Here is a 26,772-nt window from a genome sequence, read left to right on the forward strand (position 1 = left end):
CCAGCGAGCAATGCAGTCGGTGGCGCCGTTCTTTCCGGTGCGGGACCGGAGGGGGGCTTAAGACCACCGACGCATGCGGCGGTGATTAACGAAGCTGCCAGAACTGACAGCCGTTTAAGCCCCTTGCCCCCCATGAAAAGGCTTACCCTTCGTCGGTTTCGTCAAGCAGCCAGTCTGGATCGGATGATTTCACATCGCGGCTGAACGTCCAGATATCGCGCGTCTCAATCGCATCGTCGAGCGAGCCTGCGATCATATTGCCGTCCTTGTCGCGCGTGACCGCAGCGATATCGGCCTGAAACAATATGGCCAGGCGCGCCATGCGGCCATCGAGCTCGGCGGAACGGACCTGAACTTCCTCAATCCGCACCAGCCGGTTTTCCAGTGTTTCGCCAGCTTGCTCGCGGGCATCGATTGCGGATGCGAAACTGTCGTAAACATCGTCGTCGCACAATTGACGCAGCGCCTGTTTGTCACCGCGCCAGAATGATTCGAGGATCATCCCATAAGCAGCCTTCGCGCCTTCGAGGAAATTGACGATGTCGAAATTACGGTCCGCAGAGGAAATCTGCGACAGGCCCTGTTCGATGGCAGGCGGGAAAGCACCGAGTTCGCGCTGAGGACGCTGGGCGGTTTCTTCCTTGCCGGAATCGGCGGAACGACGCGCATTCTTGGCTGCACCGGGCATTTCGAAGCGCGTCGGCACCGACTCTTCTTCATGCTCTGCACGTCGGCCAAGCACCGAATAGAGGCGTAAGCCCAGAAACGCTGCGATCATAGCGAGAATGACAATTTCGACGATCACGTGACTTCCCGAATTTCCTTGCGGCACTGCTAAAGCCGTCTGCGCGATTTTGCCGAGGAGCAAAAGTCGCTTGATGAATGTCTAATCCTGCCTGAAATAAGCGGGAATTACAAATCGACAACGCCTGACCAGCAGATTCGAGCCCGCTTTTTCATTTACCGGTGCCACAAATCCGTCGGAGCGCCATGAATGAGCGGTATTAAAAATCCGATTATCCTGACTTTAGGCACGATCACCGCCTCTCGCCCCGTTGCGGGGGGCAAGTCTCGGTGCTAGTCGCGCAACCAAGCACATCCTTTTAAACACCAGTTGAAAGAGTTCACCATGGCCGATGAAGGCGACGTTCTTACCAATCTCAGCAATGGCGCCCCCAACGGTGCAGATAATCAGCCGGTCGCCGGCCTTATCTCGCAATATGTGAAGGACCTTTCGGTCGAAAATCCGAAAGCACCCGAAAGCTTCCAATGGCAGGAACAGCCTGAACTGGACGTGCAGTTCAACATTGCCGCGAAGCAGGTGAATGAAGAAGTTCACGAGATCGAACTGAAGATTTCAGTGAATGCCAAATGTGCATCCGGCACAGCCTATATCGTCGAAGTCAGCTATTGCGGTCTGGTCGGCATGCGCAACATGCCGGATGAACAGAAGCACGCCTTCACCTATGCCGAAGCACCGCGCCTGCTGTTCCCCTTCGCGCGCCGCGTCATTTCAGACGCAGTTCGCGATGCTGGTTTCCAGCCGCTGATGCTCGACCCGATCGATTTCAACGGCATATATCTGCAGCAGCTGCAGAGCCGCCGGCAACAGGAAGAAGGCGGCGCCCCCGCCGGACAAGCCTGACGCGCACGCTATTTGAGAGGTTCGGCGCATGAGCCTCATCCGCAATGTCGGCACGATTGGCGGCCTGACAGCTTTCAGCCGCGTGTTCGGCTTTGCCCGCGATATGTTGCTGGCCCGCATCCTTGGTGCGGGCCTCGCAGCCGATGCGTTTCAGCTCGCCTTTATCCTGCCTAACACCTTCCGGCGGCTATTCGCCGAGGGCGCCTTTTCGGTCGCCTTCGTGCCAATGTATACACGGCGCCTGAGCAGCGAAGAGGGTGAAGCCGGGGCGGAGAAATTCGCCAATGATGTGCTGGCCGTTTTCATCTGGGTCCTGCTCGGCTTCTCCGCGATTGCCATGCTCGCCATGCCCGGCATCGTCTGGCTGCTCGCCAGCGACTTCAAGGAAATTCCCGGCAAGTTCGAGCTGGCGGTCACGCTGTCCCGGATTACCTTTCCCTATCTGATGCTGGTCAGCCTGGTGGCGATGTTGTCAGGCGTGCTCAATGCCCGCTCCCGCTTCGCGCCCGGTGCCTTTGTCCCCGTACTGCTGAATATCGTGCTGATCAGCGGGATCGGCATCGGCTATGTGCTGCAGCAACGCGGCGGCGGCACTGTGTCTGTCGCATATGCGCTAGCAGTCGCGGTCAGCATGGCTGGCGCAGCGCAATTGCTTTACATGGTGTGGGCTACACGCAGAGCCGGGGTGAAACTCAAAATCTCGCTTCCGCGCATCACGCCCGAGGTGAAACGCCTCGCAATGCTGATCCTGCCAGCTACATTCGGCGCCGGTGTTTATCAGGTAAGCCAGTTCGTCGACACGTTCTTTGCCACGTCCTTGCCGCAGGGTTCGCTCACATTGCTGAAACTCGCGGACCGGCTCAACCAGATGCCGCTCGGCATTGTCGGCATTGCACTGGGCACGGCGATCCTGCCAATGCTGGCGCGCCATATCCAGACCGGCGATAATAACGAGGCGCAGCGCCTGCAAAGCAATGCCGTGGAAATCGGCCTGCTGCTGACACTTCCTGCTGCTGCCGCTCTTGCCGTGTGTGCTCCAGCCTTTGTCAGTGCATTTTTCGTCGGTGGTAAAATGACGGCGAATGACGGCGCGGTGATGGCACAGATCGTGGTTGCACTGGTCGCCGGATTGCCTTCCTACGTATTGGTGAAAGTGTTCCAGCCAGCTTTTTTCAGCCGTGAAGATACCCGCACGCCCGTGTGGATCGCAGCGGGCACGCTGACGGTGAATATCGCGGTCAATTTCTATGTTGTCCCGCGTTATGGCATCGTCGGGCTGGCCGCCGCAACGGCCGGCACCTCCACGCTGAATGTGGCGCTGCTATACGGCCTGCTGCATAAACGCGGCTGGTATTTTATCAGTGCTCGTCTGATGGCCAAAGTGGGGCGGCAGATTGTCGCGACGCTGGCCATGGCAGGCGTGCTGACGGTGCTGCTGCCGACAATGGCGACCCGCTATTCGGGCAATGTGATCGAACGGATCTGGTCGCTGGGCGTGCTGGTGGCAGCTGGCATGGTGGTGTTTTTCGTCGTCGCCTATCTGACCGGCGCTCTCGACAAGGACCTTCTTGGGCAGCTACGGCGCAAACGGGCGGCCAAACCAGCCGATCCCTCAAATTAATGAACAGAATAAGGTAAACCACGATGCGTATCGTTTCCGGTATCCAGCCCACAGGCTCGCTCCATCTCGGCAATTATCTCGGGGCGATCCGCAATTGGGTGCGGATGCAGGACGACATGGATGCAGACAGTGACTGCCTGTTCTTCCTGGCTGACCTTCATGCGATTTCCATGCCGCATGATCCGCAAACACTGCATACCGGCACGCTGGAAATGGTCGCCGCACTCACCGCATGCGGGATCGACCCTGATCGCTCCATCCTGTTCAATCAGGCGCAGGTCTCGGCGCATTGCGAACTGCAATGGTTGCTCAACGGCACGGCGCGAATGGGCTGGCTCAACCGCATGACGCAATTCAAGGACAAGGCGGGCAAGCATCGCGAAGGGGCCAGCGCGGCACTCTTCACCTACCCCGTACTGCAGGCCGCCGATGTTCTGCTGTATCAGGCAACCCACGTGCCCGTCGGGGAGGATCAGAAGCAGCATCTCGAACTCGCCCGCGATATTGCGACCAAGTTCAATTTCGACTTCGCCAGTGAGGACAAGCCGGTTTTCACCCTGCCCGAACCGATCACACCGCCTGAAGCGGCCCGGATCATGAGCCTGCGCGACGGCACCAAGAAGATGAGCAAATCCGACCCGTCCGATATGAGCCGGATCAACCTGTCCGATGATCGCGATACAATTGCCAAGAAGGTGAAAAAGGCGAAAACCGATCCCGAACCCTTGCCCTCCGATCTGGCGGGTCTGGAGGATCGCCCCGAAGCGCTTAATCTGGTGACGATTTACGGCGCGCTGGCCGACTGTTCTGCAGAGGATGTGCTGGCCCAATATGGCGGGCAGGGTTTTGGCAGTTTCAAACCCGCTCTGGCGGAAGTCATGGTGGAATCGCTTGGCCCGATTGTGGAGCGCTTCGTCGAATTGAAAGAGGACCGCGAATCGCTTGATGCTATTCTGGCGAGGGGCGCGTTGAAAGCACGCGAGATTGCCCGTCCGACTCTGGACAAAGCCTATTCGGCTCTCGGCCTCGTCCGCGGCCACTAAGGGGGATTGCATCAAGCTACTAATATTGCATCATTTTTTCTGATGGCGTGTTCAAGCCGGGTTCAGGCCATCGCCTGTACACACCATCTTATCGATGCCAGCTTGTGGGCAATTCGGCTTGGCAAGCTCCTCCGCGCATGGACTGGCGCGTGAAGTATGGAGAGATTGGGTCATGAGCATGAATAAACAGAAAATCGGGCGCGCGCTCAAATTGGCGACAGTGCCTCTGATACTCGCAAGCCTGGCCGCCTGCGCGTCGCCCTTCAAGGCAGATGTGTCGCGTTTTCAGGCACAGCTTCCCGCACCGCAAGGGCAGACATTTGCCGTCGTCGCAGAAGATCCTGCGCTGGCTGGTGGTCTCGAATTTTCGCAATATGCCGATTATGTCGAAGACCAGATGGAACGTCTCGGCTATACCGAGGCGCTGCCGGAAAATGCCAATCTGATCGTCCGTTTCGATTACGGCGTGGATAAGGGACGGGAACGGATTTCCACCAGCCTGCGCCCGGCGGACCCATTCTGGTCACCCTGGTATGGCTATCGTCCCTATTATGCGCGTCGCCTGGGATATTACCCCTATGGCGCGTGGGGTTATGGCTGGCAGGACCCGTTCGGGGGCCGCGATGTTGACAGCTACACCGTCTATACCAGCGGGATCGACATGAAGATCGATCGCACCGCAGATGGTGAACGGTTGTTTGAAGGCAAGGCGCAGGCCGTGTCCACATCCAACCGGCTGCAATATCTCGTCCCCAATCTAGTGGAAGCGATGTTCACGGACTTCCCCGGTAATTCGGGAGAAACCGTGCGGATTTCAATCAAGCCGGAAGATCAGCCGGTCAAGCGCAAGTAATCCTGCGCATATGACGAAAAAAAGGGGCGGGCCGCAAGGCTCGCCCCTTTTTGTGCATGGCACCTTGGCAGATCAGAGTTGCTTGACGCCGCCAGTCGAACCGAAGCCACCCGTTCCGCGTTCCGTTTCATCCAGTGTTTCCACTTCGTCCCAACGCGCCTGCGTTACAGGGGCGAGCACCAGCTGGGCCACCCGGTCCCCGCGATGAATGGCGAAGTCTTCGCTGCCATGATTGATCAGCAGGATTTTCAATTCCCCGCGATAATCCGAATCGATCGTTCCCGGCGTATTGGGCACGGTGATCGCATGCTTGAACGCGAGGCCGGATCGCGGACGCACCTGAATTTCATATCCTTCCGGAATGGCCATCGCAAAACCGCTGGCTACCGGATGGCGCTGCCCTGGCGAAATCGTCACATCCTCCGCCGAAACCACATCCATCCCGGCTGCACCGGATGTCGCATAGGCAGGCAGCGCCAATCCCTCGCCATTGGGCAGACGCTTGATCTGCACCGGAACTGTTTCTGCATTAATCGGGAAATTCATCCATAATCCTTTCAACCAGCCGGGCGGCGACATCGCGCTTCGCCATCGGCTCCCAGTTTTCTACTCCGCCGGCATGGACGAGGTGCACGGTGTTCATCGCGCCGCCCATCACATCACCGGAAACATCATTGGCGACAATCCAATCCGCCCCCTTGCGCAGCCGCTTGGCCTGCGCATGAGGCACGATATTCTCCGTCTCCGCCGCAAAACCGATCACCAGCTTCGGGCGCTTGTCGCTCTGCGCCAGCCCGGCCAGAATGTCTGGATTGGTTGTCAGGGGGAGCGGCGCAGGATCTCCGCCATCCTTCTTCACCTTCTGATCTGCCACATCTCGCGCGCGCCAGTCAGCCACCGCAGCGACCATGATTGCGACATCGGCCGGTAATGCCGCGGCAACCGCCCGCTCCATATCGCGCGCGCTTTCAACATCGACCCGCTCCACCCCTGCGGGGGTGGGCAAATTCACTGGCCCCGCCACCAATGTCACCCGCGCGCCCGCTTCGGCTGCGGCTTCGGCAATGGCAAAGCCCTGTTTGCCCGACGACCGGTTGGCGATATAGCGCACCGGGTCGATCGGCTCATGAGTCGGGCCCGCTGTAATCAGCACATGCCGCCCGCTCAGCGATGTTTTTGGGCGCAGCGTAGCGCCGCCGCCGATCAGCCTGCGCGCGGCAGTCCAGATCACCTCTGGTTCTGGCAGGCGGCCCGGGCCGAACTCTCCGCAAGCCATGGGACCTTCATCGGGGTCCATCACATGCACCCCGTCGCTGCGCAATCCGGCGACATTGCGCTGTGTCGCGGCATGTTGCCACATGCGCACATTCATGGCGGGAACGGCAAAGACCGGCTTATCAGTCGCCAGCAAGAGAGTGGTGGCGAGATTATCGGCGATGCCCGCCTGCATCTTTGCCAGAAGATCAGCCGTTGCGGGGCAGACCATCACCAGATCCGCCTCACGGCTGAGCTGAATATGGCCGATCTCGGTTTCATTCTTGAGATCCCACAGGGATGTATGGACTGGATTGCCCGACAGCGCGGCAAGCGTCATGGGCGTGACGAACTGGCTCCCTGCATCCGTCAGAACGCATGTCACCTCACCGCCGTCGCGCCTGATCAGCCGGACCAGCTCGCATGCTTTATAGGCCGCGATACCGCCGCCAATGATCAGCAGAATTTTTGTTCCGGTCATGTCGATCTTTGCGCTAGTGTTTCACCCTGCTCCTAGCCCGGAAGCAGACAAAGCGGAAGCCTGCGCAGTTGCGCGTGGTCTTCGATAAATTACCACTGGGGGAGAATTATTCATGCGCCTTATCCTGACGGCCCTGATCATGATCATCGGCATTTTCGATTGCATGCTGGGCATCGGCTTTCTGATCCTGCCGATGGAAACAGCGCGCAGCTTCGGCCTCGCGGCGGCTCACAATGGCGGTCTTTCCACCATGCGCGCAGATATGACGGCTTTTTTCCTGGTGGCTGGCATCACCATGATCTGGGGCGCCTGGAAGCGCAGCGGCACGGTCTTGCTAGTGCCTGCGGCGCTGTTCCTGATTGCCTTGTTCGGCCGCTTGGTCAGCCTGTTCGCAGATGGTCCCTATGACGGGTTTCTGATGCCCATGGTGATAGAGGCAATCACGGTCGCAATTGTGCTGATGGCGGCACGGATGCTGCCCCACCGGCTGCCACAGGGCGGATAATCGCCCGCAGCAAATCCGCCACCGCGCGGGGCACAAAGGCCAGCCCCGCCGGATAGGCCGACATGACGATCATCACCCAATAGGTGTTCTGATCACGCGCGAACAGCGCCATCATCAGCGCATAGCCGCTGAAGAACAGTGTCGCGAACAGGCCCAACCGCCCGCCCAGCCCGAGCCAGCCGATCATCGGCAGAAAGGCGAGCACCGCCGCTATAGTCGAATTCAGGGCCTTTAACGGTGAAAACTGGACAATCGTGGCAAAGAAAAAGGACATGCCCCGGAACGCATCCCACCCGGGTGACACTATGTCGCCGGGCAATTGATGGGTGAAAACCGCCTGTGCATGAAAGATCATGCCGATTCCAAACAGCATTATCACCAGAATGACGGCCATTGCTTCGCGGCGCTTTCCTTCGCACAGCGCAAATGCTGCCCATAACAGCATGAAAGGCAGTGCCAGTTCCCTGATGGATAGTGCAATCGCCGCTGCAATCAGGCTGGGCCACCAGCGGTGCGGGCGATAAATCCCCATAGCGAGCGCAATAAACAGCCCGCTGACCAATTCATGAAACAGGCCGCCCCGGCTATAAAATGCACCTGCGCTAAACAGAAAAATCAGCAGGGCCGCGATGATCCGTTCCGGCATCGATGCCCTGGCCGATAAAGCGCCCACCCAGCCCAAAATCGTGACAATCAGCACGCCGATCATGATGAAACGCCAGGTCTCGAGCCCCCACAGAGATGTTCCCCAGGCCAATGTTGGCGGGCGCACTGTTACGAAGGGCCGCGTCGGATAATTATTGGCCCGCTGTTCGGCCAGCGCGGCTTCATAATAGCCCTCACCCGCCGCCACGCGCTCATTGATGGCTTCGTAAAGGTCACCATCGCCTATTTGCTCATCAGAGCGAGCGGCCTGACGCGTTTCTTCATGCATGCGCTGCTGGAGCGTCCCCTGTGCGAGATACACGCATGCGGCAATGCCGAGGATCAACACCGCCGCCGCGCCCCATCGGGGCAGGTGAAGCAATGGGCGCTGCAATGCTTCCCACCGCTTCAACCATGGAAACGGAAGGTTCAGCACCGAATGCGTCAGCCCCATAATCCGGCAAGGGCACCAGCCCACACAATGGCCGCGCCGCCCACCGCCGCCAGCGCATAACCCCATGGGTTGCTGCCGGCACGGGCTTTGCGTTCCCACAGCAATTCCACATCGGGAATGGGTGGTTCTTCGGGGGCACCACCACGCGGCGGGAATTTATCCTCCAACCGGCGGATCAGTGCCGGCACGCGCAGCAAGGTCTGCGTATCTTCGCGGATACGATCAGCCAGAGCCGCTTCCGGGCCAAGCTCATCACGAATCCAGGATCGCACGAACGGAGCCGCAATGTCCCACATATTGATCTGCGGGTGCAGCTGTGTCGCGATGCCTTCAACCATCACCATGGTTTTTTGCAGCAACAGCAGATGGGGCTGCGTCTTCATGTCGAAATCACGCGTGATGGCAAACAACCCATCCAGCATCTGCCCAACGGAAAGCTCACTCACCGGCTTGCCGCGCATCGGCTCCCCCACTGCGCGCAGCGCGGTCGCGAATTCATCGACCGAGTGATAGCTTGGGACATATTGCGCTTCGAAATGGATTTCGGCCACGCGGCGATAATTGCCGGTCGTCAAACCATAAAGGATTTCGGCCAGCCATTGCCGTGCGCGCCGATCAATCCGGCCCATAATACCGAAATCGATGGCGACGATTTCACCATCAGGCCGCACGAACAGATTGCCCTGATGCATATCGGCATGGAAATATCCGGCGCTGATCGCCTGCGTCAGAAAGGCCAGCACCAAACGCTTTGCCAAGGCGGGCAGATCATGCCCGGCCGCCTTCAACGCATCGATATCGCTGATCTTAACGCCATCGACCCATTCGATGGTCATCACCCGGCCATTGGTCCGGTCCCAGTCAATCGCCGGGATCCGGTAGCCGGGATAGCCCTGCATAATCTGCGCCAATTCGCTGGCCGAGGCCGCTTCGCGCCGCAAATCCAATTCACGATTGGTCCAGCGCTTGAAATTGGCAATGGTCAGGCGCGGACGCAGCCGATGCGCTTCGCCGCCCAGCGCTTCGAGATGCGCTGCGGCCCATTCATAGGTCGTGATATCACGTTCAAAACGTTGACGAATGCCAGGCCGCAAAACCTTTACCGCCACCGTCTTACCATCGGTGGTGACGGCCTTATGCACCTGCGCAATGGATGCCGCGCCAACCGGATCGGTGCCGATTTCGGCAAACATATCCTCCAGCGGGCGTTCAAAGCTGCTTTCAATCTCTGCACGGATCGATGCGAAGGGTACAGGCGGCAGGCTATCCTGCAGCGACAGGAGATTGCGAGCCGCATCATCCCCCACCAGATCTGGCCGGGTGGCCAGTGTCTGCCCGAGCTTGATCGCCGCCGGGCCAATCGCGCGAAAGGCTTCGGCATAATCGGGCGTTGCCGGCTGACGCGTGCCGAAACGGGCAATGCGGGTCAGCCGTTTGACCGGCGCAGGCGTGTTGGGATCGCTTTCAATCCCGCGCAGCGCGCCATGCCGGGCCAGCGTCCGCCCCCATTTGAGCAGGCGCCATATATGCGTCGATGGCCGGGTCATTCCTAAGCAGTCCGCCCTTTGGCCATTACACTTTCCAGCCGGAATGAATCGCGACCAGCCCGCCCATGATCGGTTCCACCCGTGTACGGACGAAACCGGCATCGCGGATCATCTGTTCAAATTCCGGCATCTTCGGAAAACGGCGGATCGATTCGATCAAATACCGATAGCTGTCGGCGTCGCCAGCAAGCACCTGACCGAGCTGCGGCACCAGATGGTGGGAATAGGCATCATAGGCTTCACGGAAACCGGGCCATTCGGTGGTCGAGAATTCGAGACAGTAAAAACGTCCGCCAAATTTCAACACGCGGTTCGCTTCGGCCAGCGCCTTGGCAATATGCGTGACATTGCGAATGCCGAAAGCGATCGTGTAGGCGTCAAAACTGCGGTTCGGGAAGCTCAGTTCCTCAGCGTTCTGGCGCGACCAGACGAAGCTATCCAGACCGCGTTCCATCGCGCGTTCCACGCCGACATCCAGCATTTCCTGATTGATGTCGGACACGGTCACATCTGCGCCATGTTCTGCCAGACGGAAGGCGATATCGCCCGTACCGCCCGCCATATCGAGAATTTGCTCGCCCGGCTGGGGCTTCACCCGCCGCACGAAACGATCCTTCCACAAACGATGCATGCCGGCAGACATGGCATCGTTCATCAGGTCGTATTTTTTAGCAACATTGGAAAAGACGGCGCCCACGCGCTCGGTCTTTTCTTCAGGGCTCACATCTTCATAGCCGAAGGAAACGCTATCGTTCATATCACCCCTCTAACGCGGTCATTTCACCTGTGCCAGCGGAACCTTTGCGCGCATTGCTCTGCGCGATGAAATGATCCCCAAAATGATCCCCGTCAGAATGCTTGCGATCCCACCAAAATGGTAGGGTTGCAGCACTTCGCCCAGCAATAGCGCGGAAAGGATAGCCCCAAATACAGGCAGCAGCGTAGTAGCCTGCCCCGCACGCGCGCCGCCAATCACCCCAGCGGCCCAATTATAGATGAAGTAAGCCAGCACGGAAGACAGCAACGCAACATAGGCGTAGGCTCCTACAGTGCTCCATTTCCAATGCACCACCTCACCATGGCTCCATTCCCATGCGGCGACGGGAAACAGCGTGATCACGCCCACAGCGAAAGTGGATACGACAAAACAGATCGGCGCGATGGCCGGCTTCATCCGCAGCAAAACGGTATAAAGCGACCAGACCAGCACAGAAGCCAGTACCCAGAGATCGCCTGCGCCCAGATGCAGTCGCAGCGCCGCCGCCGGATCGCCTTCAAAGACGATGATGACCACGCCGAAGATAGAGAAGATCACCCCGAGCACTTGCAGCCGCTGAGCGCGCGCGCCGAAAAACAACCGGTCGAACAGGATCACCAGCGCCGGAACTGCGGATTGCAGCAGCAGCGCATTGGTGGCGGTAGTATAGCGCAAACCGGCATAAAGAAGTGTGTTGAACGCCGCGATCCCGAGCAAGCCAAGGATGACGATCCATTTCCAATGTTTGGCAATTTCGTGCCGCTCTCGCCAAAGCGGTTTCCACGCAAAAGGCAGCAGCACGATCAGCGCCAACAGCCAGCGCCCGAAGGCAAGCGAGCCGGGCGGTATATCAAACCGCACTGCGCGGCCGATGATGGAATTGCCGGCCCAGCACAGCATGACCAGCCCCAACATCAAAAAGGCACGCAGATGGGTGGACGAATTATTCATGAAGTTCCCTGTCTGCTGAGCATTTGGTCCGCATCTGGCCAGCATATTGCGTGCACATGCGATTTGCTGCGCTCATAGAGGCCACGCGCTCGGAATGCGAGGCTGGCGGCGCCACTTCTGTTGCACGCCTGCGCTGCGCTTCCCCATATCGCTGCAAATAGGCGCTTGTTTGCTGACCTCGCATGGCCACCCCCTCCCCTTTTTGCGCCAAGACCCTAAATAGAAGCCATGCCTGAACTCCCCGAAGTTGAAACCACCATCCGCGGCCTCGCCCGCTTTCTTGATGGCGAGCGATTGGAACGTGTTGAATTGCGCCGCGCGAATCTGCGCCGCCCTTTTCCCGAAGATCTCGTGCAGCGCCTCACCGGCGCACGTGTCACCGGGTTGAGCCGCCGGGCGAAATACGGCCTGATCGGCACCGATCGCGGGGCGACGATGGTTTTCCATCTGGGCATGAGCGGCCGCTGGCGAATCGATCCCTCGGATATCGGCACGCATGACCATTTGGTGATGGAAACCACCGGCCATCGATTCGCGCTGTGCGATCCTCGCCGCTTCGGCTCGGTTGATCTGCTGGAAAGCGATTCGCTTGACCAATGGAGCAGCTTTGCGACAATGGGTCCCGAACCACTGGGGCCAGACCTTACCGCAGAGCATCTGCACCGGGCATTTGCTGGCCGCAAGCAAGCGGTAAAGCTCTTGCTGTTGGACCAGCGAATCGTCGCCGGGCTGGGCAATATCTACGTGTGCGAGGCGCTGTACCGCGCGCATATCAATCCAGTGAAAGCGGGGGGGCGAATATCGCTCGCCGCTCTTAAACGGCTGATCCCCGCGATTCAGGCAGTGCTGTATGAAGCGATTGAGGCGGGTGGCTCCTCCTTGCGCGATTATGCTCAGCCTGACGGTCAGCTGGGATATTTCTCCAAGCAATTCGACGTTTATGGCCGCGAGGCAGAGCCCTGCGCCTGCGGCGGCACTATCAAACGCATTGCCCAGGGAGGCCGCAGCACGTGGTATTGCCCTTCCTGCCAGCGTTAGGTTATAAGCCACTCCAACGGTGAAGCAGAGGTCCCTTTGCTTGACCTTTGGCGCCATGCTCGCTATGGGCCGCGCTTCGTTGCGACACCGCTTTGCGGGAATCGCGACTTTACTGGATTTAAGAACGAGATAGCAGAGCGGCGTTTGATCGCGCTGCCGCAATGTAAGGACAGATATGGCCAATACGCCGCAAGCCCGTAAGCGCATCCGCCGCAACGCCAATCGCGCCGAAGTTAACGGTTCGCGGATGAGCCGTATTCGCAGCTTCCTGAAGCGCGTTGAAACCGCTCTCGCCACTGGCGACAAGTCGGCAGCGCAGAATGCTCTCAAGGAAGCACAGCCTGAACTCGCACGCGGTGTTGCCCGCGGCGTGGTTCACAAGAATACAGCTGCACGCAAGATGAGCCGACTCAGCAAGCGAGTCTCTGCTCTCTGATTCTTACCCCTTCCGGGGTAATACCGAGAACGAAATCGGAACGAGGCCGGTGCTTTAAGCGCCGGCCTTTTTCGTATGCAGGTTAGTAATTTCTTACCGCCGTCAAAGCCTCAGGGAATCCCGCGATTCGAGTGGCTGAAAATCACTTTTTCCATTTTTTTCAACAACTTGAACGCAAGCCTGCGCCTCCCCAATGAGTCAAGGCGCATTATTTCAGTTTTTTTACCAGAGCGCCCTTGCTCCTATCCACAGGGCGTTCATAACAAGGCCTCGCAGTCACGGCTCAGGGCCGTGGCGGCAAACTGAACCACAAACCGGCCAGCATGGTCGCCAGCGCTTCTGTTCTGGCGAAAGCGAAGCTGTGCGCTTGGTGGGTTTGGAATTTGGTAATTTAATTTTGGGGCTGCGAATACACGCTTATGACAGGCATTGGATCACAGACGGGACGGAACGCATCTTCGCACAAGCGTGGTGCTCCGGAACCAGATCAGGAAGCGCTCGACCTGGCGGCCGATTGGGCCGACATCAGCCAGGGCCTGCGCAAGGATTTGGGCCATCAACTGCACAGCCAATGGATCAAACCGATCCAGCTGGGCAGTTTCTGCAAGGAAACCGGCACTCTCGATCTCTTCCTGCCCACTGAATTCTCCGCCAATTGGGTGCATGACCGGTTCCATGACCGCCTCTCCCTTGCCTGGAAAATCGCCAGCGGTGATGTGAAGCATGTGCGGATCGCCGTGCATCCTGGCCGCCGCAAGCTGGCCGATCTCGCGCTCAAACAGGATGCTCCGGCGCGCCGCCCGGTCGCGAATGATCGTCTCAATGGCGATTCGCTGGCCATGGGTTCGATTGATGATCACGGCTTCACCTCTTCCGTCGGGCTCGACCCCAGTCTGACCTTTGCCGCTTTCGTCACCGGCACCACCAATGTGCTCGCCTTCAATGCTGCGCAGCGCATGGCGAAAGAGGAAAAACCTCAGTTTTCTCCGCTCTATCTCAAGGCAGCGACGGGCCAGGGCAAAACCCACCTGCTCCACGCGATCGGCCATTCCTATCTGCAGGCGCATCCCCGCGCCCGGATCTTCTACTGCTCTGCCGAGCGTTTCATGGTCGAATTCGTTCAGGCCCTGCGTCAGAACGAGATGATCGAATTCAAGGCGCGCCTGCGCGGATTCGATCTGCTCCTGGTCGACGATATTCAGTTCATCATCGGCAAGGCTTCGGCACAGGAAGAATTGCTCTACACGATCGATGCGCTGCTCGCCGAAGGCAAGCGGCTGGTCTTTGCCGCCGACCGCGCGCCTCAGGCGCTGGACGGCGTCGAACAACGCCTGCTCTCGCGCCTGTCGATGGGTCTGGTGGCCGATATTCAGCCCGCCGATATCGAATTGCGCCGCGCGATTCTCGAATCGAAGATGACCAAATTCGCGCCGCTCGACGTGCCCGCCGATGTGATCGAATTCCTCGCCCGGACCATTAACCGCAATGTGCGGGAGCTGGTCGGCGGTCTGAACAAGCTGATCGCCTATGCGCAGCTGACCGGGCAGGAAGTGTCGCTGCAACTGGCCGAAGAGCAGCTGACCGATATTCTGTCCGCCAATCGCAAGAGAATCACGATCGACGAAATTCAGCGGACCGTCTGTCAGTTTTACCGGGTCGACCGCTCCGAAATGTCGAGCAAGCGCCGCGCGCGTGCCGTGGTGCGTCCGCGTCAGGTGGCGATGTATCTTTCCAAAGTGCTCACCCCGCGCTCCTACCCCGAAATCGGGCGGAAGTTCGGCGGACGTGATCATTCCACCGTCATCCACGCCGTGCGTCTGATCGAAGATCTGCGTCAGCGGGATTCGGATATGGACGGCGATGTTCGTTCACTGCTGCGGCAGCTGGAATCCTGATCGATTGAGCCCTACATGCAGGCCATGAACAGCCTGCCTCCCGAACGCCTTGAACGCTTCGCTCGCCATATCGTGCTCCCCGAAATCGGGGGCACGGGGCAGCTGGCTCTGGCCAAGACCCATATTCTGCTGGTGGGCATGGGCGGCATCGGATCACCCGCCCTCCAATATCTGGCCGGCGCGGGAATTGGCCGAATCACCCTGATCGACAGCGATCGGGTGGAGGAAAGCAACCTTCAGCGTCAGACCCTGTTTTCTCAGGCCGATATTGGCCGGGACAAGGCGATGGCAGCGCAGGATTGGGTCCGGCGCTTCGACCCCGCCTTGCAGGTTGAATCGAAGGCTCAGCGAATCACTGCGGAGAATGCCGCCACGCTCCTCGAAGGGGCCGATCTGGTCCTGGATGGCTGCGACAATTTCGCCACCCGGCTTGCCGTGTCCGATAGCTGCGTCGCACAGCGAGTGCCGCTCGTCAGCGCCGCCGTCGGGCGTTTTCAGGGGCAGGTCGGTTCCTTTGCCGGCCATCTGCCCGACCAGCCCTGCTACCGCTGTTATGTCGGCGATGCGTTTGATGCTGAAGATTGCGACACCTGTGCCGAGGACGGGATGCTTGGCGCTATGGCCGGGTGGGCCGGAACCTTTGGCGCGATGCAGGCAATCCGGGTGGCCGTGGAAGGCCGGGCGGCTTTCGGCGATCCGCAATGGGGGCAATTGCATCTGCTCGACGGGCTGAAGCCGGGCATGCGCACGATGCGAATCGCCAAGGACCCCGATTGCCGCACCTGCAGTCAGGCTTTGTCCTGATCCAGTAATTCCGAGACGAAAGTGGGCACCAATTCGCCCGCTGGCCCCAGCCGCGATTCTCCGAAGAGATGCGATCCCTGACTGGGTTCGAGATTGAGCTCCAGCGTGCACGCGCCATAGGCGGCAGCTTCCTGCACAAAACCGGCAGTAGGATAGACCGCGCCGGATGTGCCGATGGAAACGAACAGATCAGCCTCCACCAAAGCGCCAAATATCTCCTCCATCCGATAAGGCATTTCACCGAACCAAACGATATCGGGCCGCAGAGCTACTGCGCCGCAAGCGGGGCACGCCGGGCGATCGATCAGCTGCCCGCGCCATTCATGCCGCGCATCGCAGGCGGTGCACCACGCCGAGAGATGCGTCCCATGCATATGGAGCACGCGGCGCGCGCCAGCACGTTCATGCAGATCATCGACATTCTGCGTGACGATCAACAGATCCCCCGTCCATTCGGCATCCAACCGCGCAAGGGCGTGATGCGCCCGGTTGGGTTCGACGCGCTGGATCGCCTCGCGCCGCGCATCATAGAATCGCAGGACGAGTTCGGGATCGCGGGCGAAGGCTTCTGGCGTCGCCACATCCTCCACCCGGTGATTCTCCCACAGGCCCCCTGCCCCGCGAAAGGTGTCGATGCCGCTTTCGGCACTGATTCCGGCGCCCGTCAGGATCACGATATTGCGGATGCTGCTCATGTCCCCCATGACACACGCAAAAGCGAGGACATGCAATGACACGGATCGGAATTATCGGCAGTCAGGGCCGAATGGGGCAGGCTATTGCGCAGGCAGTCGAAGCTGCAGGTTGTACATTGGCCGGCGGTGTAGGCCGCGGCGATGATGTGCGCGAACTGGCGGCGAGCAGCGATGTGCTGGTGGATTTCTCCTCCCCCGCAGCGCTGGAGGCCAATCTCGTCGCTGCCCGGCAAGCTGGCATTCCCATTTTGATCGGCACGACCGGTTTCGAGGACAGCCATCACGCACAGATCGACGCGGCAGCGCAGGATATTGCGGTGCTGCAAACCGGCAATACCTCGCTCGGCGTTACGCTGCTCGCCCATCTGGTGCGCGAGGCGGCCACGCGTCTGGGTGATGACTGGGATATCGAGATTGTTGAAATGCATCATCGCAACAAGGTCGATGCCCCCTCCGGCACGGCGCTGCTGCTGGGAGAAGCAGCGGCACAAGGACGCGGCATATCGCTGGCCGAACATACCGACAGCGGACGTGATGGCCATACCGGCAAGCGTAAAGATGGGGACATCGGTTTTGCGGCCTTGCGCGGCGGCACCGTGGCCGGTGATCATTCAGTGATTCTCGCCGGGGAGCAGGAGCGGATCACCTTGTCGCATATGGCGGAAAACAGGATGATCTTTGCCCATGGTGCGGTCAAAGGGGCATGCTGGCTACTGGACAAGCGCGCCGGCCGCTATCGCATGGGTGAGGTTCTTGGACTTTGACCAAGGATCAGATCTTCGAATTCTTCCGCCTGCTCTGCGAACTCAATCCGGAGCCGGAAACCGAACTGGAATTCGGCAATCATTACCAATTGCTGGTGGCAGTGGTGCTGTCCGCACAAGCGACCGATGCCGGAGTGAACAAGGCGACGCGCGCGCTATTCGATAAGGTGCAGCATCCGCGCCAGATGGTCGAATTGGGCGAAGAGGGACTGAAGGAGCACATCAAGACAATCGGCCTGTTCAATTCCAAAGCGAAGAATGTGATCGCCTTGTCAGAGCAATTGCTGGCCGATCACGATGGCGAAGTCCCAGCGGATCGGGACGCGCTGGTCACATTGCCCGGCGTTGGCCGAAAGACTGCCAATGTGGTAATGAATTGCGCCTTCGGAGAGGAAACCTTCGCTGTCGACACGCATGTCTTCCGCGTGGGCAACCGCACAGGACTCGCCAAAGGCAAGACTCCGGAGCAAGTGGAAGCCAAGCTGGAAAAACGCGTGCCGCAGCCCTTCCGCCGCCATGCCCACCACTGGCTGATTCTGCTGGGCCGATACACTTGCAAGGCCAGAACGCCCGAATGCTGGCGCTGCCCGGTGGTTGAATTATGCAGTTTCAAAAAGAAGGTAATGGAACCGTCCAAAAAGGCCCGCGTTTAAATACTATCGGGCATGGCTCGATAATATTTGGGAAGGCACGCCAATGAAGATCGTCCTGCCGCTTCTGGCTCTCACCGCTGCCCTGTCGCTCGGGGCGTGTAATAAACGTGTCGAACAATATCCGGTGATCAAGGCCCCGCCCGCGACGGTAACTGGTGAGGCGGTGAATTGCATTTCCACCAGCAGCATCCAGAACACGGATGTCTATGATGATTACACCATCGACTTCCGGATGCGAGACGGAACGCGCTATCGCAACACGCTGAGCAATCGCTGCCCCAGCCTCGGGATGGAGCGCGCCTTTTCCTATAAAAGCACGCTCGACCGCCTGTGCGATACGGACAGCATTCAGGTGATCGGCGGAATGGGCGGTACAACCTGCGGGCTCGACACATTCGTGCCCGTCAAGCTGGACCGCTAAGCTCCGGCGCTGAACTCAAACGTCGTCGGCGCTTTCCAGCTCTTCAGTGTTGAGCGCGCCGGTCATTTTGGCGACCATCGTCGCCACGGTCGCGTCACTGGTCACATTGGTGGTGGTGCGCATCATGTCCATGATCCGGTCCACCCCGGCGACAAAGGCGATAGTCTCCAGCGGGACGCCAACGCTGCCAAAGACCAGCGTCATCATGATCAGGCCCGCGCCCGGAATACCCGCCGCCCCGATCGAGCCGAGCGTAGCGGTGACCGAGATGATGACAAAGTCGACGAAGTCGAGCTGGACCCCAAAAATCTGCGCACCGAACAACGTGGCGAGCCCGAGATACATCGCGGTGCCATCCATGTTGATGGTCGCACCAAGCGAGGCGGTGAAGCTCGAAACCGAACGGCTGACGCCGATATTACGTTCGAGACAGCGCAGGGTGACCGGCAAGGTCGCGCTGGAAGACGCGGTGGAATAGCCAACCGCCATGGCATCCACCATGCCGCGCACGAAATCGATCACCGGCACTTTCACGAAAAATTTGATCAGCGCGAAATAGAGACCAAAAATCAGGATCAGGCAGCCCGCGTAATTGAGCGCCACCAGCTTGGCGAGTGCCACAAGCGCGTCGGGGCCGAGCGTGCCCGCGACCCAGGCGATCAGAGCAAACACGCCGAAGGGGGTGAGTTCCATCACGATGATGGTGACCTTCTGCATCACGATTGCGCCGCTGTCGAAAATCCGCGCAAGCGGAGTGCCTTCCTCCTTCGCCATCAGCACACCGATGCCAATCAGCAATGCAAAGACGATCAGCGGCAGCACATTGGCATCTGCCATCACCTGCACCGGGCTGGCCGGTACGATTGACAGGATCATCTCGCGCCAGCCCTGCGTCTGCGCTTCCGGCACGCTGCCCATATCGATCGCGCTGGTATCCAGCCCCGCTCCTGGCAGGAACAGTGCCCCCAGACCAAGCCCAAGCCATACGGCAATCTGTCCCGTAACCACGAACAGCAGCACGGCCCGCCCGCCGACAGCGCCCAGCTTGCGCAAATCGCCAATCGCCGTGACGCCGGAAACCAGACTGAAAAAGATCAGCGGAACGACCAGCATCTTGATCGAGGCGATGAAGAAATCACCGATCCATTTTATGCTTTCAGCTTCCGGCCCCCAGATCAGGCCCGTCACGACCCCCAGGATCAGCGCACCAATAACACGCTGCCACAGCGGAATCGCGAACCAGAATTTCATGAAAATTTGCCCCCGGTATTTCCGGGACGAACCCGGCTCAATTGCAACCAATGCTCTCAGCGTCAGCCCGGAAGGTCAAGCCTTAGGAGAAAACCGCCATTGTTATACGTCGATATATTCGCGCCAGCGCCAGCAAATCTTCCATCGCCACGGCTTCATCGCGCTTATGCATGGTCGCATTGACGAGACCAAATTCAATCACCGGGCACAAATCTTTCAGGAAACGCGCATCGGAAGTGCCACCGCTGGTGGAGGCTTCGGGCACCACGCCGATTTCTGCCTCAACCGACTCGGCGATGATGTGCGAAAAATCGCCGGGCGGTGTCAGAAACGGCTCGCCAGAGATAACTGGCCGCGCCGTGCCACCATGCTTTTCGGCAATGGCACTGACCATCTCGCCCAGCTTCGCACCGCTATAGGTCGTGTTGAACCGGATGGAGATGCGCGCCTTGGCCTTACCCGGGATCACATTATGCGCCGGATTGCCCACTTCGAGATCGGTGATTTCCAGATTGGATGCCTGAAACCATTCGGTCCCGTTATCCAGATGCAGCGCCTCCAGCTCCGCCAGCATCGCCACCAATTTCGGCACCGGATTGTCGGCCAGATGTGGATAGGCGACGTGGCCCTGAACGCCCTCAACCTCCAGCCAGATATTGACCGAACCACGGCGACCAATCTTCATCATGTCGCCCAGACGGTTCACCGATGTCGGCTCTCCCACCAGACAGAGATCGGGGATGTCTCCCTGTTCGCGTATGAAATCGATCAGTGCGCGCGTGCCATAGGTGGCGGGACCTTCCTCATCCCCCGTGATGATGAAGGATATGCTGCCAGCATCCTGCGGAATGTCCTGCACCGCAGCCGCCATAGCCGCAATTGCCCCCTTCATATCCACCGCACCGCGCCCATACAGCAAGTCTCCGCGCCGCTCAGGCAGGAAAGGCGCGCTGTGCCACCCTTCCCCCGGAGGCACGACATCCAGATGTCCGGCAAAGGCGAAATGCGGCGTGCCCTCGGGCCCTTTGCGCAGGGCAAAGCAATTTTCGACCGGCCCGTCGGGCGCCTCGCCAGAGATGAAGCGGTGGCAGGTAAAACCCAGCGGTTCGAGCATTTCGGCCAATGCATCAAAGACGGCACCGCGCGCGGGCGTCACGCTTTCACACGCCATCAGCCGTTCCGCCAGATCGACCGCGCTTCCCACTGTCGCGTCCCCCATTGCCGCGCTGCTCATGCCTTCACTTCGAACTGTTCGATCACCCATTGCTCATCTTCTGCCGACTGTATCCAGGATTGCATCCAGTCATGTTCCCACACCGCCTGCATATAGGTTTGCGCAAAACCCGGCACGCCAATCCCATAGGTGAGAAAGCGGCTGATGATGGGGGCGTAAAAGATATCAGCCGCGCTGAAAGTGCCGAACAGGAAGGGGCCGCCTTGCCCATGCCGCGCCCGCGCCTCGGCCCACAGACCAAGAATGCGCACGACTTCCAGCTTGGTTTCATCGCTGAACTGAACATTTTCAATCCGCGCGCGGACATTCATCGGCAATTGACGCCTGAGGGACAAATAGCCTGAATGCATTTCGGCGACCATCGCCCGCGCCATGCCGCGTGCCGCGTCGTTTTTGGGCCAGAATCGGTCACGGCCGACCCGGTCGGCCAGATATTCCATGATGGCCAGACTGTCCCAGATCACCACTTCGCCGTCCCACAAAACCGGGACTTTACCTGATGAGGGAAGGAATTCACCCTGCTGGCGCCGGGCGGCTTCCCAGTCTTCTCCGGCCAGATTGACCGTCAGTTCTTCAAAGGAAAGCCCACTCTGCTTGGCAGCCAGCCATCCCCGCAGAGACCAGCTGGAGTAATTCTTATTGCCAATTATCAGCTTCATGGATCATTCCTGTGTGGGCAGCCTGCCATTGATGGCCGGAGGGATTATCGGTTCAGCTTTCACCTGTCGAGCAAGGCTCCGCACCCGACAGGCCTGCAATCATGCCGCCGTGCGCAAGGCAGCAGACTTGCCGAGGATCATGTCGGAGGCCTTCTCTGCCATCATGATGGTTGGTGCATTGGTGTTGCCGCGAATGATGCCGGGCATGGCGGAGGCATCCACCACGCGCAGCGCGTCAATCCCGCGCACTTGCAGCTGTTCGTTCAGCACCGCCCGATCACCGGTCCCCATGGCACAGGTGCTGGTCGGGTGGCCGCCGCTCATCACAGTGGCGCGCAGCCACCCGTCAATCGCCTCGTCCGATGCGGCATCAGAGCCCGGCGCGATTTCCGCCGCCACATAATCGCTGACCGGTTCGGTGGCAAAGAACTTGCGCATGAAGCGGACCGTGTCGCGCATTTTCCGGCGGTCTGCTTCTTCCTTGAGGAAATTGAGCAGAATGCGGGGATTCTCCGCCGCATCGGGGGATGCGAGTGAAACGCGTCCACGGCTTTCCGGATTGAGCAACAGGCAGCCTGCTGACAATTGGTGCCCAGCCCCTTTGCGCCAGAGCGGGAACCATGGCCGCGCTTCATAGCTGGTATGGCTAACCTGAAACTGGATATCGGGCCGGGATTCTTCATCGGATGAGCGGTAGAAACCCTGCACGGTCAGCGGGCTTTGCGCGGGGAAGCCCCGCCCCGTCAACATCCAGCGGGCAACGGCCAGGCCCAGCCGGTCAAGCCGCAGATATTTGTCGAACGTGTTGTCTTTCGCTGCTTTCCAGAAGGTCAGCGCAATCGGATGATCTTGCAGATTCTCACCCACTCCGGGCAAATCTTTCAGCACACCAATACCCATATCCTGCAAATGCGCCGCCGGACCGATGCCCGACAATTGCAGCAGATGCGGTGAATGGAACGCACCGGCACTGATGATCACTTCGCGCCGCGCCTTCAGGCGCTTTACGTCACTACCCTGACGATATTCGATGCCCACGGCGCGGCCATGTTCCACCAGGATGCGGGTGGCCTGCGCATCACCGATCAGGTGCAGATTCCGGCGATTCTGCACGGGCTCGTAATAAGCCTTCGCCGTGGAATTGCGCCGCCCCGAACGGATCGTGCAATCGGGAATGCCGAAGCCTTCCGGTTTCGCGACGTTAAAGTCTTCGCTTTCTGGATAACCCAGCTTTTTCGCGGCTTTTATGAAGGCGGGGTAAAGCTCGGGATGGGTCTTCATCGGCGTTACGGATAGGGGGCCATCCCCGCCATGTTCCGGCCCTTCGCCGCGCCAGTTGCTTTCCGCGCGTTTGAAATAGGGCAGCACATCGTCATAGCCCCAGCCCGGCAGGCCGGAATCGCGCCAGCCATCATAATCCGCCTTCATCCCGCGAATATACATGGTGCCGTTGATCGAACTGCAACCGCCCATCAGCTTGCCGCGCGGCAAAGGCTGTACCCGGTCATCCAGATAGGGTTCCGGCTCGCTCTGCGTGCCCCAGCCAAATCGGGGCATGGCCGATGCATTCATCCAGGCGAGCGGCATGCTGATCATCGGGTGATCATCCGAACCACCCGCTTCGAGCAATACGACATTATTAGCCGGGTCTGCGCTCAGCCGATTGGCGAGTACGCACCCCGCGCTCCCCGCACCCACGACGATAAAATCACATTCAGCCATGCCTCGTCCCTTTTTGTGCCCGCAATGCCCCGAAGGGTCAGTGTGATATATCCTCCAGCAAGGCGGCACGTAATTCATCAATACCCATCTTCTTTTCCGAAGATGTGATTTGGATTTCCGGATAGGCAGCCGGGTGCTTGCGCGCGGCGGCGCGCACCAGCTCCGCTGTTTCGGCCAGTTCGCTGGCCTTAATCTTATCCGCCTTGGTCATAACGATGCGATAACCGACCGCGCTTTCATCCAGCATGGTCATCATCTCTTCATCCACCGGCTTCACACCGTGGCGGCTATCGATCAGCAACATGGTACGTTTCAGTACCACGCGGCCGCGCAGGAACGACCGGACCAGCTTTTTCCAGCGTTCGACCACCTTTACCGGGGCCTTGGCAAAGCCATAGCCGGGCATGTCGACCAACCGGAAAAGCGTTGGCTCCCCGACCTCAAAGAAGTTCAGTTCCTGCGTCCGGCCCGGCGTTACGGAGGCGCGCGCGATGGAGCGCCGCCCCGTGATAGCATTCAGCAGCGAGCTTTTGCCGACATTGGATCTGCCGGCAAAGGCCACTTCCGGGAAATCCGGTTCAGGCAGAAATTTCAGTTCGGGAGCAGAGAGCAGAAAATCCACTCTGCCCGAAAACAGTTTTCGGGCCTCCTCCATTCGCGCCTGAAAGGCGGCTTCATCCTCGTTCAAGCGCTTGCTCCAATTTTAATCGACAACCTGGGCGTCCGCCTTGGCAGCCTTGTCCTTTTCCGCCTGCGCTTTGAGCTGCGGATGTTTTGAATAGAGATATTTCTGCTGCGCCAGCGTCAAAATGTTCGACGTAATCCAGTATAGCAGCAAACCTGCCGCGAAAGGCGCCATAACGAACATCAGCACCCACGGCATGATCATGAACATCTGCTGCTGAACCGGATCCTGCGCGCTCGGATTGAGACGGAATTGCAGGAACATGGTCACACCCAGCAGCAGTGCCAGCACACCGATTGCCAGGAAGCTGGGCGGTGTGAAAGGCAGCAGACCGAAGAGGTTGAGAATGGTAGCCGGATCGGGCGCGGACAAATCCTGAATCCACAGAACGAACGGCTTGTGGCGCATCTCGATCGCCAGCAGCAGCGTTTTATATAGCGCGAAGAAGATCGGGATCTGCAGGATCAGCGGCAAACAGCCGGCCAGCGGATTAACGCCCTCCTTCTTGTACAGCGCCATGATTTCCTGCTGCTGCTTCGGCTTGTCATCCTTATAACGCGCCTGAATCGCCTTCATCTTAGGCTGAATGGCACGCATGCCCGCCATGGAGGCAAACTGGCGCTGCGCCACCGGGAACATCAGACCGCGAATGATCACGGTCAAGAGGATGATCGCAACACCGAAATTGCCGACCAGATCATAAATCTTGTTGAGCAGCAGGAAGATCGGCCGTTCGAACCAGCGGAACCAGCCCCAGTCGATTGCCAGGCCAAATTTGGAAATGCCCTGATCTTCGTAAGCATCAAGGACATCGCTTTCCTTGGCCCCGGCGAACAGACGCGTCGTGCGCGTATATTGCTTGCCAGCCGGAACGGCGACCGTGTCGTAAATCAAATCAGCGCGGAATTTCTCATTGCCGAGCGAACGGAATTCGGACGACGTCTTGCTCCCCGAATCGGGAATGAGCGCGGACAGCCAGTAAATATCGGTGAAGCCGATCCAGTCCGCCGCACCCTTCGGATCAATCGTACCGGCTTCGGCGACATCATCGTAATTGTTACCGAAATCCACCGAATCGTTAAACGCACCGATCGGGCCGGAATGGACATTCCATGTATCGGTGCTGGCGGTCAGGCTGGTGCGGTTAATGAAGGCATAGGGGCGCAGCGCAATCGGACTATCGGCATTGTTCTGCACGGTCTGTTTCGCGGTGATCATATAGCGATCATCAACCGAGAAGACGATGCGGAAACTCTGGCCTTCGCCATTGTCCCAGCGCAGCGTCACGGGCGTGTCCGGGCTTAGCGGACCGCCTTCGACACGCCATTTGGTGCGCGCATCGGGCAGCGTCACATTATCTCCGACCCAGCCGAATTGGGCGAAATATTGTGCCGGCGTCCCATAAGGTGAAAGCAAGCGAACCGGGCCGCTGTCCTTATCCACCGTCTGACGATGGGTCTTGAGGACGATATCATCCACTCGTGCGCCGATGGGATTGAGCGAACCGGCGATTTCAGGCGCATCGATTTTCACTCGGTCGGGTGATGCAAGATCAACCTTCAGATCGCGTTCTTCCTCGGCACGATCGGCAGCATTCGTCAGCCCACCTTCGCGGGTGCGCTTGATCTTGGCTGGATCTTGATCTTCGAGCCGTTCACCCGGGGCGTCTACACGCTGAGACTGCGCCACCGAAGCAGGCTCTGGATAGAGCTTGCTGATGGCAAAGTCCCAACCGAACAGAACCACGGCACACAGCACGATGGCGAGGATGAGATTACGCTGATTGTCCACGGACGATCCCTAAATTATCTTGCGATCCGAAAGATCATGGCACCGGATCATAGCCATCTCCCCCCCAGGGGTGGCAGCGCAATAGACGCTTAGCCGCCAGCCATCCACCCTTGATCGCACCATATTTTTGGCACGCTTCAATTGTGTATTCGCTGCAGGAAGGGGCAAATCTGCAAGTGGAGGGTAAAATGCGCGATGGGCCATACTGCCAAAAGCGCGCGAGAAAGACGATGAGGCGGGTCACGCCGCAGAGCCGCTGCCGGTATTTGCACGGTCAGGATCAGCCTGATCCGGATTCATACCACCAGACTTGTCCTGTTCAGCTTTTTGAGGGCTGGATTGCGGAGACTTGCCCGCCGATTTGGGCTTACGTCCCCGTGGTTTACGCGGCGGATCGCCCTTGCCACTCGCCGCGCCTTGCAAGGCGTAATGCAGTTCCTTGCGCAGACGCGCAAAATCCCGCTCAACGCCGCCATCGCGGCCGATCAGCACATGATCGTGATCGGGTAGCCCTTCATCTGGCAGGGCGTCCCACAACAATTCACGAAATCGGCGTTTCATGCGGTTGCGAACCACCGCATTGCCGATCCGCTTGGTTACGGTGATGCCGTAACGCTTGCCCTTTCCACCATTGGGAAGGGCAAGCAGCACAAAACCGGGGCGCGCGATTCGCAGACCCCGGTTTGCAGCAAGAAAATCAGCACGGCGCGTCAACACCGCCAAAGGCTGAGAAGTACTCAGCGTCTTTGAGCAGCTTAGGCGCAGAGATTCTTGCGGCCGCGCTTCCGACGTGCACGCAGCACGTTACGTCCGCCGACTGTCGCTTTGCGTGCACGGAAACCGTGGCGACGCTTGCGCACGAGATTGCTCGGCTGAAAAGTGCGCTTCATGATAAAAACCCTTTAACAAATCACCTGCGTCGCCCCAATGGACAGACGCGAACAAAAAGGGCCGCCCGGACAGACGGC

Annotated in this window: 28 protein-coding genes and 1 pseudogene; 12 read left to right on the forward strand and 17 right to left on the reverse strand. The window is 59.2% G+C overall.

Features of this window, described 5'->3' with window-relative positions; all coding sequences use genetic code 11:
* Nucleotides 1-142 precede the first annotated feature (142 nt).
* Entirely contained in the window at nucleotides 143-805 is a 663-nt protein-coding gene (locus tag GRI91_RS04890; protein WP_160735518.1) for a Tim44/TimA family putative adaptor protein, read from the reverse strand.
* A 324-nt stretch (nucleotides 806-1,129) separates the two neighbouring features.
* On the opposite strand from GRI91_RS04890, the gene secB reads away from it, so the two are divergent.
* The 4 genes from secB (at nucleotide 1,130) to GRI91_RS04910 (ending at nucleotide 5,162) form a co-directional block, all read left to right on the forward strand.
* Nucleotides 1,130-1,645 (forward strand): protein-export chaperone SecB, encoded by a 516-nt coding sequence (gene secB / locus GRI91_RS04895; RefSeq protein ID WP_160735519.1) that lies wholly within the window; start codon nucleotides 1,130-1,132, stop codon nucleotides 1,643-1,645.
* 28 nt (nucleotides 1,646-1,673) lie between these two features.
* Nucleotides 1,674-3,266, forward strand: coding sequence for a murein biosynthesis integral membrane protein MurJ (gene murJ, locus GRI91_RS04900; protein ID WP_160735520.1), 1,593 nt, complete (start codon nucleotides 1,674-1,676; stop codon nucleotides 3,264-3,266).
* Between the two features lie 23 nt (nucleotides 3,267-3,289).
* Nucleotides 3,290-4,309, forward strand: coding sequence for a tryptophan--tRNA ligase (gene trpS, locus GRI91_RS04905; RefSeq protein ID WP_160735521.1), 1,020 nt, complete (start codon nucleotides 3,290-3,292; stop codon nucleotides 4,307-4,309).
* Nucleotides 4,310-4,487: 178 nt separating this feature from the next.
* Nucleotides 4,488-5,162, forward strand: a complete 675-nt coding sequence (locus GRI91_RS04910) for a DUF4136 domain-containing protein (RefSeq protein ID WP_237437713.1) — start codon at nucleotides 4,488-4,490, stop codon at nucleotides 5,160-5,162.
* Nucleotides 5,163-5,234: 72 nt separating this feature from the next.
* Here GRI91_RS04910 and dut read toward each other — a convergent pair whose 3' ends face one another.
* Nucleotides 5,235-5,708, reverse strand: a complete 474-nt coding sequence (gene dut, locus GRI91_RS04915) for a dUTP diphosphatase (protein ID WP_160735523.1) — start codon at nucleotides 5,706-5,708, stop codon at nucleotides 5,235-5,237.
* A complete protein-coding gene (gene coaBC, locus GRI91_RS04920) occupies nucleotides 5,692-6,897 on the reverse strand; it encodes a bifunctional phosphopantothenoylcysteine decarboxylase/phosphopantothenate--cysteine ligase CoaBC (protein WP_160735524.1) in 1,206 nt (401 codons plus the stop codon). Before coaBC ends, dut begins: the two co-directional genes overlap by 17 nt.
* Before the next feature lie 112 nt (nucleotides 6,898-7,009).
* Between coaBC and GRI91_RS04925 the strand changes: the two genes are divergently transcribed.
* On the forward strand, nucleotides 7,010-7,402 hold the full coding sequence (locus GRI91_RS04925; RefSeq protein WP_160735525.1) for a DUF4345 family protein: 393 nt from the start codon (nucleotides 7,010-7,012) through the stop codon (nucleotides 7,400-7,402).
* Here the strand turns inward: GRI91_RS04925 and GRI91_RS04930 are convergent.
* From GRI91_RS04930 to GRI91_RS04945, 4 genes are read right to left on the reverse strand one after another with little or no spacing between them, the layout of a single operon-like run.
* A complete protein-coding gene (locus GRI91_RS04930; RefSeq protein ID WP_160735526.1) occupies nucleotides 7,338-8,501 on the reverse strand; it encodes a hypothetical protein in 1,164 nt (387 codons plus the stop codon). The genes GRI91_RS04925 and GRI91_RS04930 overlap by 65 nt on opposite strands.
* Entirely contained in the window at nucleotides 8,492-10,048 is a 1,557-nt protein-coding gene (gene ubiB / locus GRI91_RS04935) for a 2-polyprenylphenol 6-hydroxylase (RefSeq protein WP_160735527.1), read from the reverse strand. Before ubiB ends, GRI91_RS04930 begins: the two co-directional genes overlap by 10 nt.
* A gap of 25 nt (nucleotides 10,049-10,073) precedes the next feature.
* Nucleotides 10,074-10,805, reverse strand: coding sequence for a class I SAM-dependent methyltransferase (locus GRI91_RS04940; protein ID WP_160735528.1), 732 nt, complete (start codon nucleotides 10,803-10,805; stop codon nucleotides 10,074-10,076).
* An 18-nt stretch (nucleotides 10,806-10,823) separates the two neighbouring features.
* Complete coding sequence (locus GRI91_RS04945) at nucleotides 10,824-11,756, reverse strand: DMT family transporter (RefSeq protein WP_160735529.1); 933 nt, start codon at nucleotides 11,754-11,756, stop codon at nucleotides 10,824-10,826.
* Between the two features lie 228 nt (nucleotides 11,757-11,984).
* Here GRI91_RS04945 and mutM point away from each other — a divergent pair, with 228 nt between their 5' ends.
* From mutM to GRI91_RS04965, 4 genes are all read left to right on the forward strand, one after another.
* Nucleotides 11,985-12,794: a bifunctional DNA-formamidopyrimidine glycosylase/DNA-(apurinic or apyrimidinic site) lyase gene (mutM, locus tag GRI91_RS04950; RefSeq protein WP_160735530.1), complete on the forward strand. Its 810-nt coding sequence runs from the start codon at nucleotides 11,985-11,987 to the stop codon at nucleotides 12,792-12,794.
* A 175-nt stretch (nucleotides 12,795-12,969) separates the two neighbouring features.
* A complete protein-coding gene (gene rpsT / locus GRI91_RS04955) occupies nucleotides 12,970-13,230 on the forward strand; it encodes a 30S ribosomal protein S20 (protein WP_160735531.1) in 261 nt (86 codons plus the stop codon).
* A 419-nt stretch (nucleotides 13,231-13,649) separates the two neighbouring features.
* A complete protein-coding gene (gene dnaA / locus GRI91_RS04960; RefSeq protein WP_160735532.1) occupies nucleotides 13,650-15,125 on the forward strand; it encodes a chromosomal replication initiator protein DnaA in 1,476 nt (491 codons plus the stop codon).
* Between the two features lie 15 nt (nucleotides 15,126-15,140).
* Nucleotides 15,141-15,929 carry a HesA/MoeB/ThiF family protein gene (locus GRI91_RS04965; RefSeq protein WP_237437672.1) on the forward strand — a complete coding sequence of 263 codons (789 nt, stop codon included), beginning with the start codon at nucleotides 15,141-15,143 and terminating at the stop codon, nucleotides 15,927-15,929.
* On the opposite strand, the gene GRI91_RS04970 is transcribed toward GRI91_RS04965, so the two are convergent.
* Nucleotides 15,914-16,624: an NAD-dependent deacylase gene (locus GRI91_RS04970; protein WP_160735533.1), complete on the reverse strand. Its 711-nt coding sequence runs from the start codon at nucleotides 16,622-16,624 to the stop codon at nucleotides 15,914-15,916. The two genes, GRI91_RS04965 and GRI91_RS04970, sit on opposite strands and share 16 nt — an antisense overlap.
* A gap of 35 nt (nucleotides 16,625-16,659) precedes the next feature.
* Here GRI91_RS04970 and dapB point away from each other — a divergent pair, with 35 nt between their 5' ends.
* Genes dapB through GRI91_RS04985 form a run of 3 tightly spaced genes read left to right on the forward strand, consistent with a single transcriptional unit; the run spans nucleotide 16,660 to nucleotide 18,462 of the window.
* Nucleotides 16,660-17,388, forward strand: coding sequence for a 4-hydroxy-tetrahydrodipicolinate reductase (dapB, locus tag GRI91_RS04975; protein ID WP_160735534.1), 729 nt, complete (start codon nucleotides 16,660-16,662; stop codon nucleotides 17,386-17,388).
* Nucleotides 17,385-18,041: an endonuclease III gene (gene nth / locus GRI91_RS04980; protein WP_160735535.1), complete on the forward strand. Its 657-nt coding sequence runs from the start codon at nucleotides 17,385-17,387 to the stop codon at nucleotides 18,039-18,041. The genes dapB and nth overlap by 4 nt, the downstream gene beginning before the upstream one ends.
* Nucleotides 18,042-18,084: 43 nt before the next feature.
* Complete coding sequence (locus GRI91_RS04985; RefSeq protein WP_160735536.1) at nucleotides 18,085-18,462, forward strand: DUF6491 family protein; 378 nt, start codon at nucleotides 18,085-18,087, stop codon at nucleotides 18,460-18,462.
* 15 nt (nucleotides 18,463-18,477) lie between these two features.
* Here GRI91_RS04985 and GRI91_RS04990 read toward each other — a convergent pair whose 3' ends face one another.
* The 9 genes and pseudogenes from GRI91_RS04990 to rpmH all read right to left on the reverse strand — a co-directional run bounded on the left by GRI91_RS04990 (nucleotide 18,478) and on the right by rpmH (nucleotide 26,694).
* A complete protein-coding gene (locus GRI91_RS04990) occupies nucleotides 18,478-19,713 on the reverse strand; it encodes a dicarboxylate/amino acid:cation symporter (RefSeq protein WP_160735537.1) in 1,236 nt (411 codons plus the stop codon).
* An 82-nt stretch (nucleotides 19,714-19,795) separates the two neighbouring features.
* Nucleotides 19,796-20,947, reverse strand: coding sequence for a succinyl-diaminopimelate desuccinylase (dapE, locus tag GRI91_RS04995; RefSeq protein ID WP_160735538.1), 1,152 nt, complete (start codon nucleotides 20,945-20,947; stop codon nucleotides 19,796-19,798).
* Complete coding sequence (locus GRI91_RS05000; RefSeq protein ID WP_160735539.1) at nucleotides 20,944-21,606, reverse strand: glutathione S-transferase family protein; 663 nt, start codon at nucleotides 21,604-21,606, stop codon at nucleotides 20,944-20,946. The genes dapE and GRI91_RS05000 overlap by 4 nt, the downstream gene beginning before the upstream one ends.
* Nucleotides 21,607-21,705: 99 nt before the next feature.
* Entirely contained in the window at nucleotides 21,706-23,328 is a 1,623-nt protein-coding gene (locus GRI91_RS05005; RefSeq protein ID WP_160735540.1) for a GMC family oxidoreductase, read from the reverse strand.
* Nucleotides 23,329-23,365: 37 nt separating this feature from the next.
* Complete coding sequence (gene yihA / locus GRI91_RS05010; protein WP_237437714.1) at nucleotides 23,366-23,983, reverse strand: ribosome biogenesis GTP-binding protein YihA/YsxC; 618 nt, start codon at nucleotides 23,981-23,983, stop codon at nucleotides 23,366-23,368.
* Between the two features lie 48 nt (nucleotides 23,984-24,031).
* Entirely contained in the window at nucleotides 24,032-25,804 is a 1,773-nt protein-coding gene (yidC, locus tag GRI91_RS05015) for a membrane protein insertase YidC (RefSeq protein ID WP_160735542.1), read from the reverse strand.
* A 34-nt stretch (nucleotides 25,805-25,838) separates the two neighbouring features.
* Nucleotides 25,839-26,048: a membrane protein insertion efficiency factor YidD gene (yidD, locus tag GRI91_RS05020; RefSeq protein WP_160735543.1), complete on the reverse strand. Its 210-nt coding sequence runs from the start codon at nucleotides 26,046-26,048 to the stop codon at nucleotides 25,839-25,841.
* A 116-nt stretch (nucleotides 26,049-26,164) separates the two neighbouring features.
* Nucleotides 26,165-26,518 (reverse strand): annotated as a pseudogene (rnpA, locus tag GRI91_RS05025) (ribonuclease P protein component); the annotation flags it as partial.
* Between the two features lie 41 nt (nucleotides 26,519-26,559).
* Nucleotides 26,560-26,694, reverse strand: coding sequence for a 50S ribosomal protein L34 (gene rpmH, locus GRI91_RS05030; RefSeq protein WP_160735545.1), 135 nt, complete (start codon nucleotides 26,692-26,694; stop codon nucleotides 26,560-26,562).
* Nucleotides 26,695-26,772 lie beyond the last annotated feature (78 nt).

It is taken from the genome of Altericroceibacterium endophyticum (assembly GCF_009827595.1).
GTDB lineage: Bacteria > Pseudomonadota > Alphaproteobacteria > Sphingomonadales > Sphingomonadaceae > Altericroceibacterium > Altericroceibacterium endophyticum.

What these genes read in the sequence shown, in the direction of transcription:
- yihA (WP_237437714.1), bottom strand. Translation starts at nt 23,983, where the DNA reads ATGGAGGAGGCCCGAAAACTGTTTTCGGGCAGAGTGGATTTTCTGCTC.
- GRI91_RS04940 (WP_160735528.1), bottom strand. Translation starts at nt 10,805, where the DNA reads ATGAACGATAGCGTTTCCTTCGGCTATGAAGATGTGAGCCCTGAAGAA.
- GRI91_RS05000 (WP_160735539.1), bottom strand. Translation starts at nt 21,606, where the DNA reads ATGAAGCTGATAATTGGCAATAAGAATTACTCCAGCTGGTCTCTGCGG.
- GRI91_RS04925 (WP_160735525.1), top strand. Translation starts at nt 7,010, where the DNA reads ATGCGCCTTATCCTGACGGCCCTGATCATGATCATCGGCATTTTCGAT.
- dapB (WP_160735534.1), top strand. Translation starts at nt 16,660, where the DNA reads ATGACACGGATCGGAATTATCGGCAGTCAGGGCCGAATGGGGCAGGCT.
- trpS (WP_160735521.1), top strand. Translation starts at nt 3,290, where the DNA reads ATGCGTATCGTTTCCGGTATCCAGCCCACAGGCTCGCTCCATCTCGGC.
- dut (WP_160735523.1), bottom strand. Translation starts at nt 5,708, where the DNA reads ATGAATTTCCCGATTAATGCAGAAACAGTTCCGGTGCAGATCAAGCGT.
- rpsT (WP_160735531.1), top strand. Translation starts at nt 12,970, where the DNA reads ATGGCCAATACGCCGCAAGCCCGTAAGCGCATCCGCCGCAACGCCAAT.
- GRI91_RS04970 (WP_160735533.1), bottom strand. Translation starts at nt 16,624, where the DNA reads ATGAGCAGCATCCGCAATATCGTGATCCTGACGGGCGCCGGAATCAGT.
- GRI91_RS05005 (WP_160735540.1), bottom strand. Translation starts at nt 23,328, where the DNA reads ATGGCTGAATGTGATTTTATCGTCGTGGGTGCGGGGAGCGCGGGGTGC.
- secB (WP_160735519.1), top strand. Translation starts at nt 1,130, where the DNA reads ATGGCCGATGAAGGCGACGTTCTTACCAATCTCAGCAATGGCGCCCCC.
- GRI91_RS04985 (WP_160735536.1), top strand. Translation starts at nt 18,085, where the DNA reads ATGAAGATCGTCCTGCCGCTTCTGGCTCTCACCGCTGCCCTGTCGCTC.
- mutM (WP_160735530.1), top strand. Translation starts at nt 11,985, where the DNA reads ATGCCTGAACTCCCCGAAGTTGAAACCACCATCCGCGGCCTCGCCCGC.
- GRI91_RS04945 (WP_160735529.1), bottom strand. Translation starts at nt 11,756, where the DNA reads ATGAATAATTCGTCCACCCATCTGCGTGCCTTTTTGATGTTGGGGCTG.
- dnaA (WP_160735532.1), top strand. Translation starts at nt 13,650, where the DNA reads ATGACAGGCATTGGATCACAGACGGGACGGAACGCATCTTCGCACAAG.
- GRI91_RS04965 (WP_237437672.1), top strand. Translation starts at nt 15,141, where the DNA reads ATGCAGGCCATGAACAGCCTGCCTCCCGAACGCCTTGAACGCTTCGCT.
- coaBC (WP_160735524.1), bottom strand. Translation starts at nt 6,897, where the DNA reads ATGACCGGAACAAAAATTCTGCTGATCATTGGCGGCGGTATCGCGGCC.
- GRI91_RS04990 (WP_160735537.1), bottom strand. Translation starts at nt 19,713, where the DNA reads ATGAAATTCTGGTTCGCGATTCCGCTGTGGCAGCGTGTTATTGGTGCG.
- GRI91_RS04910 (WP_237437713.1), top strand. Translation starts at nt 4,488, where the DNA reads ATGAATAAACAGAAAATCGGGCGCGCGCTCAAATTGGCGACAGTGCCT.
- ubiB (WP_160735527.1), bottom strand. Translation starts at nt 10,048, where the DNA reads ATGACCCGGCCATCGACGCATATATGGCGCCTGCTCAAATGGGGGCGG.
- dapE (WP_160735538.1), bottom strand. Translation starts at nt 20,947, where the DNA reads ATGAGCAGCGCGGCAATGGGGGACGCGACAGTGGGAAGCGCGGTCGAT.
- murJ (WP_160735520.1), top strand. Translation starts at nt 1,674, where the DNA reads ATGAGCCTCATCCGCAATGTCGGCACGATTGGCGGCCTGACAGCTTTC.
- rpmH (WP_160735545.1), bottom strand. Translation starts at nt 26,694, where the DNA reads ATGAAGCGCACTTTTCAGCCGAGCAATCTCGTGCGCAAGCGTCGCCAC.
- GRI91_RS04930 (WP_160735526.1), bottom strand. Translation starts at nt 8,501, where the DNA reads ATGGGGCTGACGCATTCGGTGCTGAACCTTCCGTTTCCATGGTTGAAG.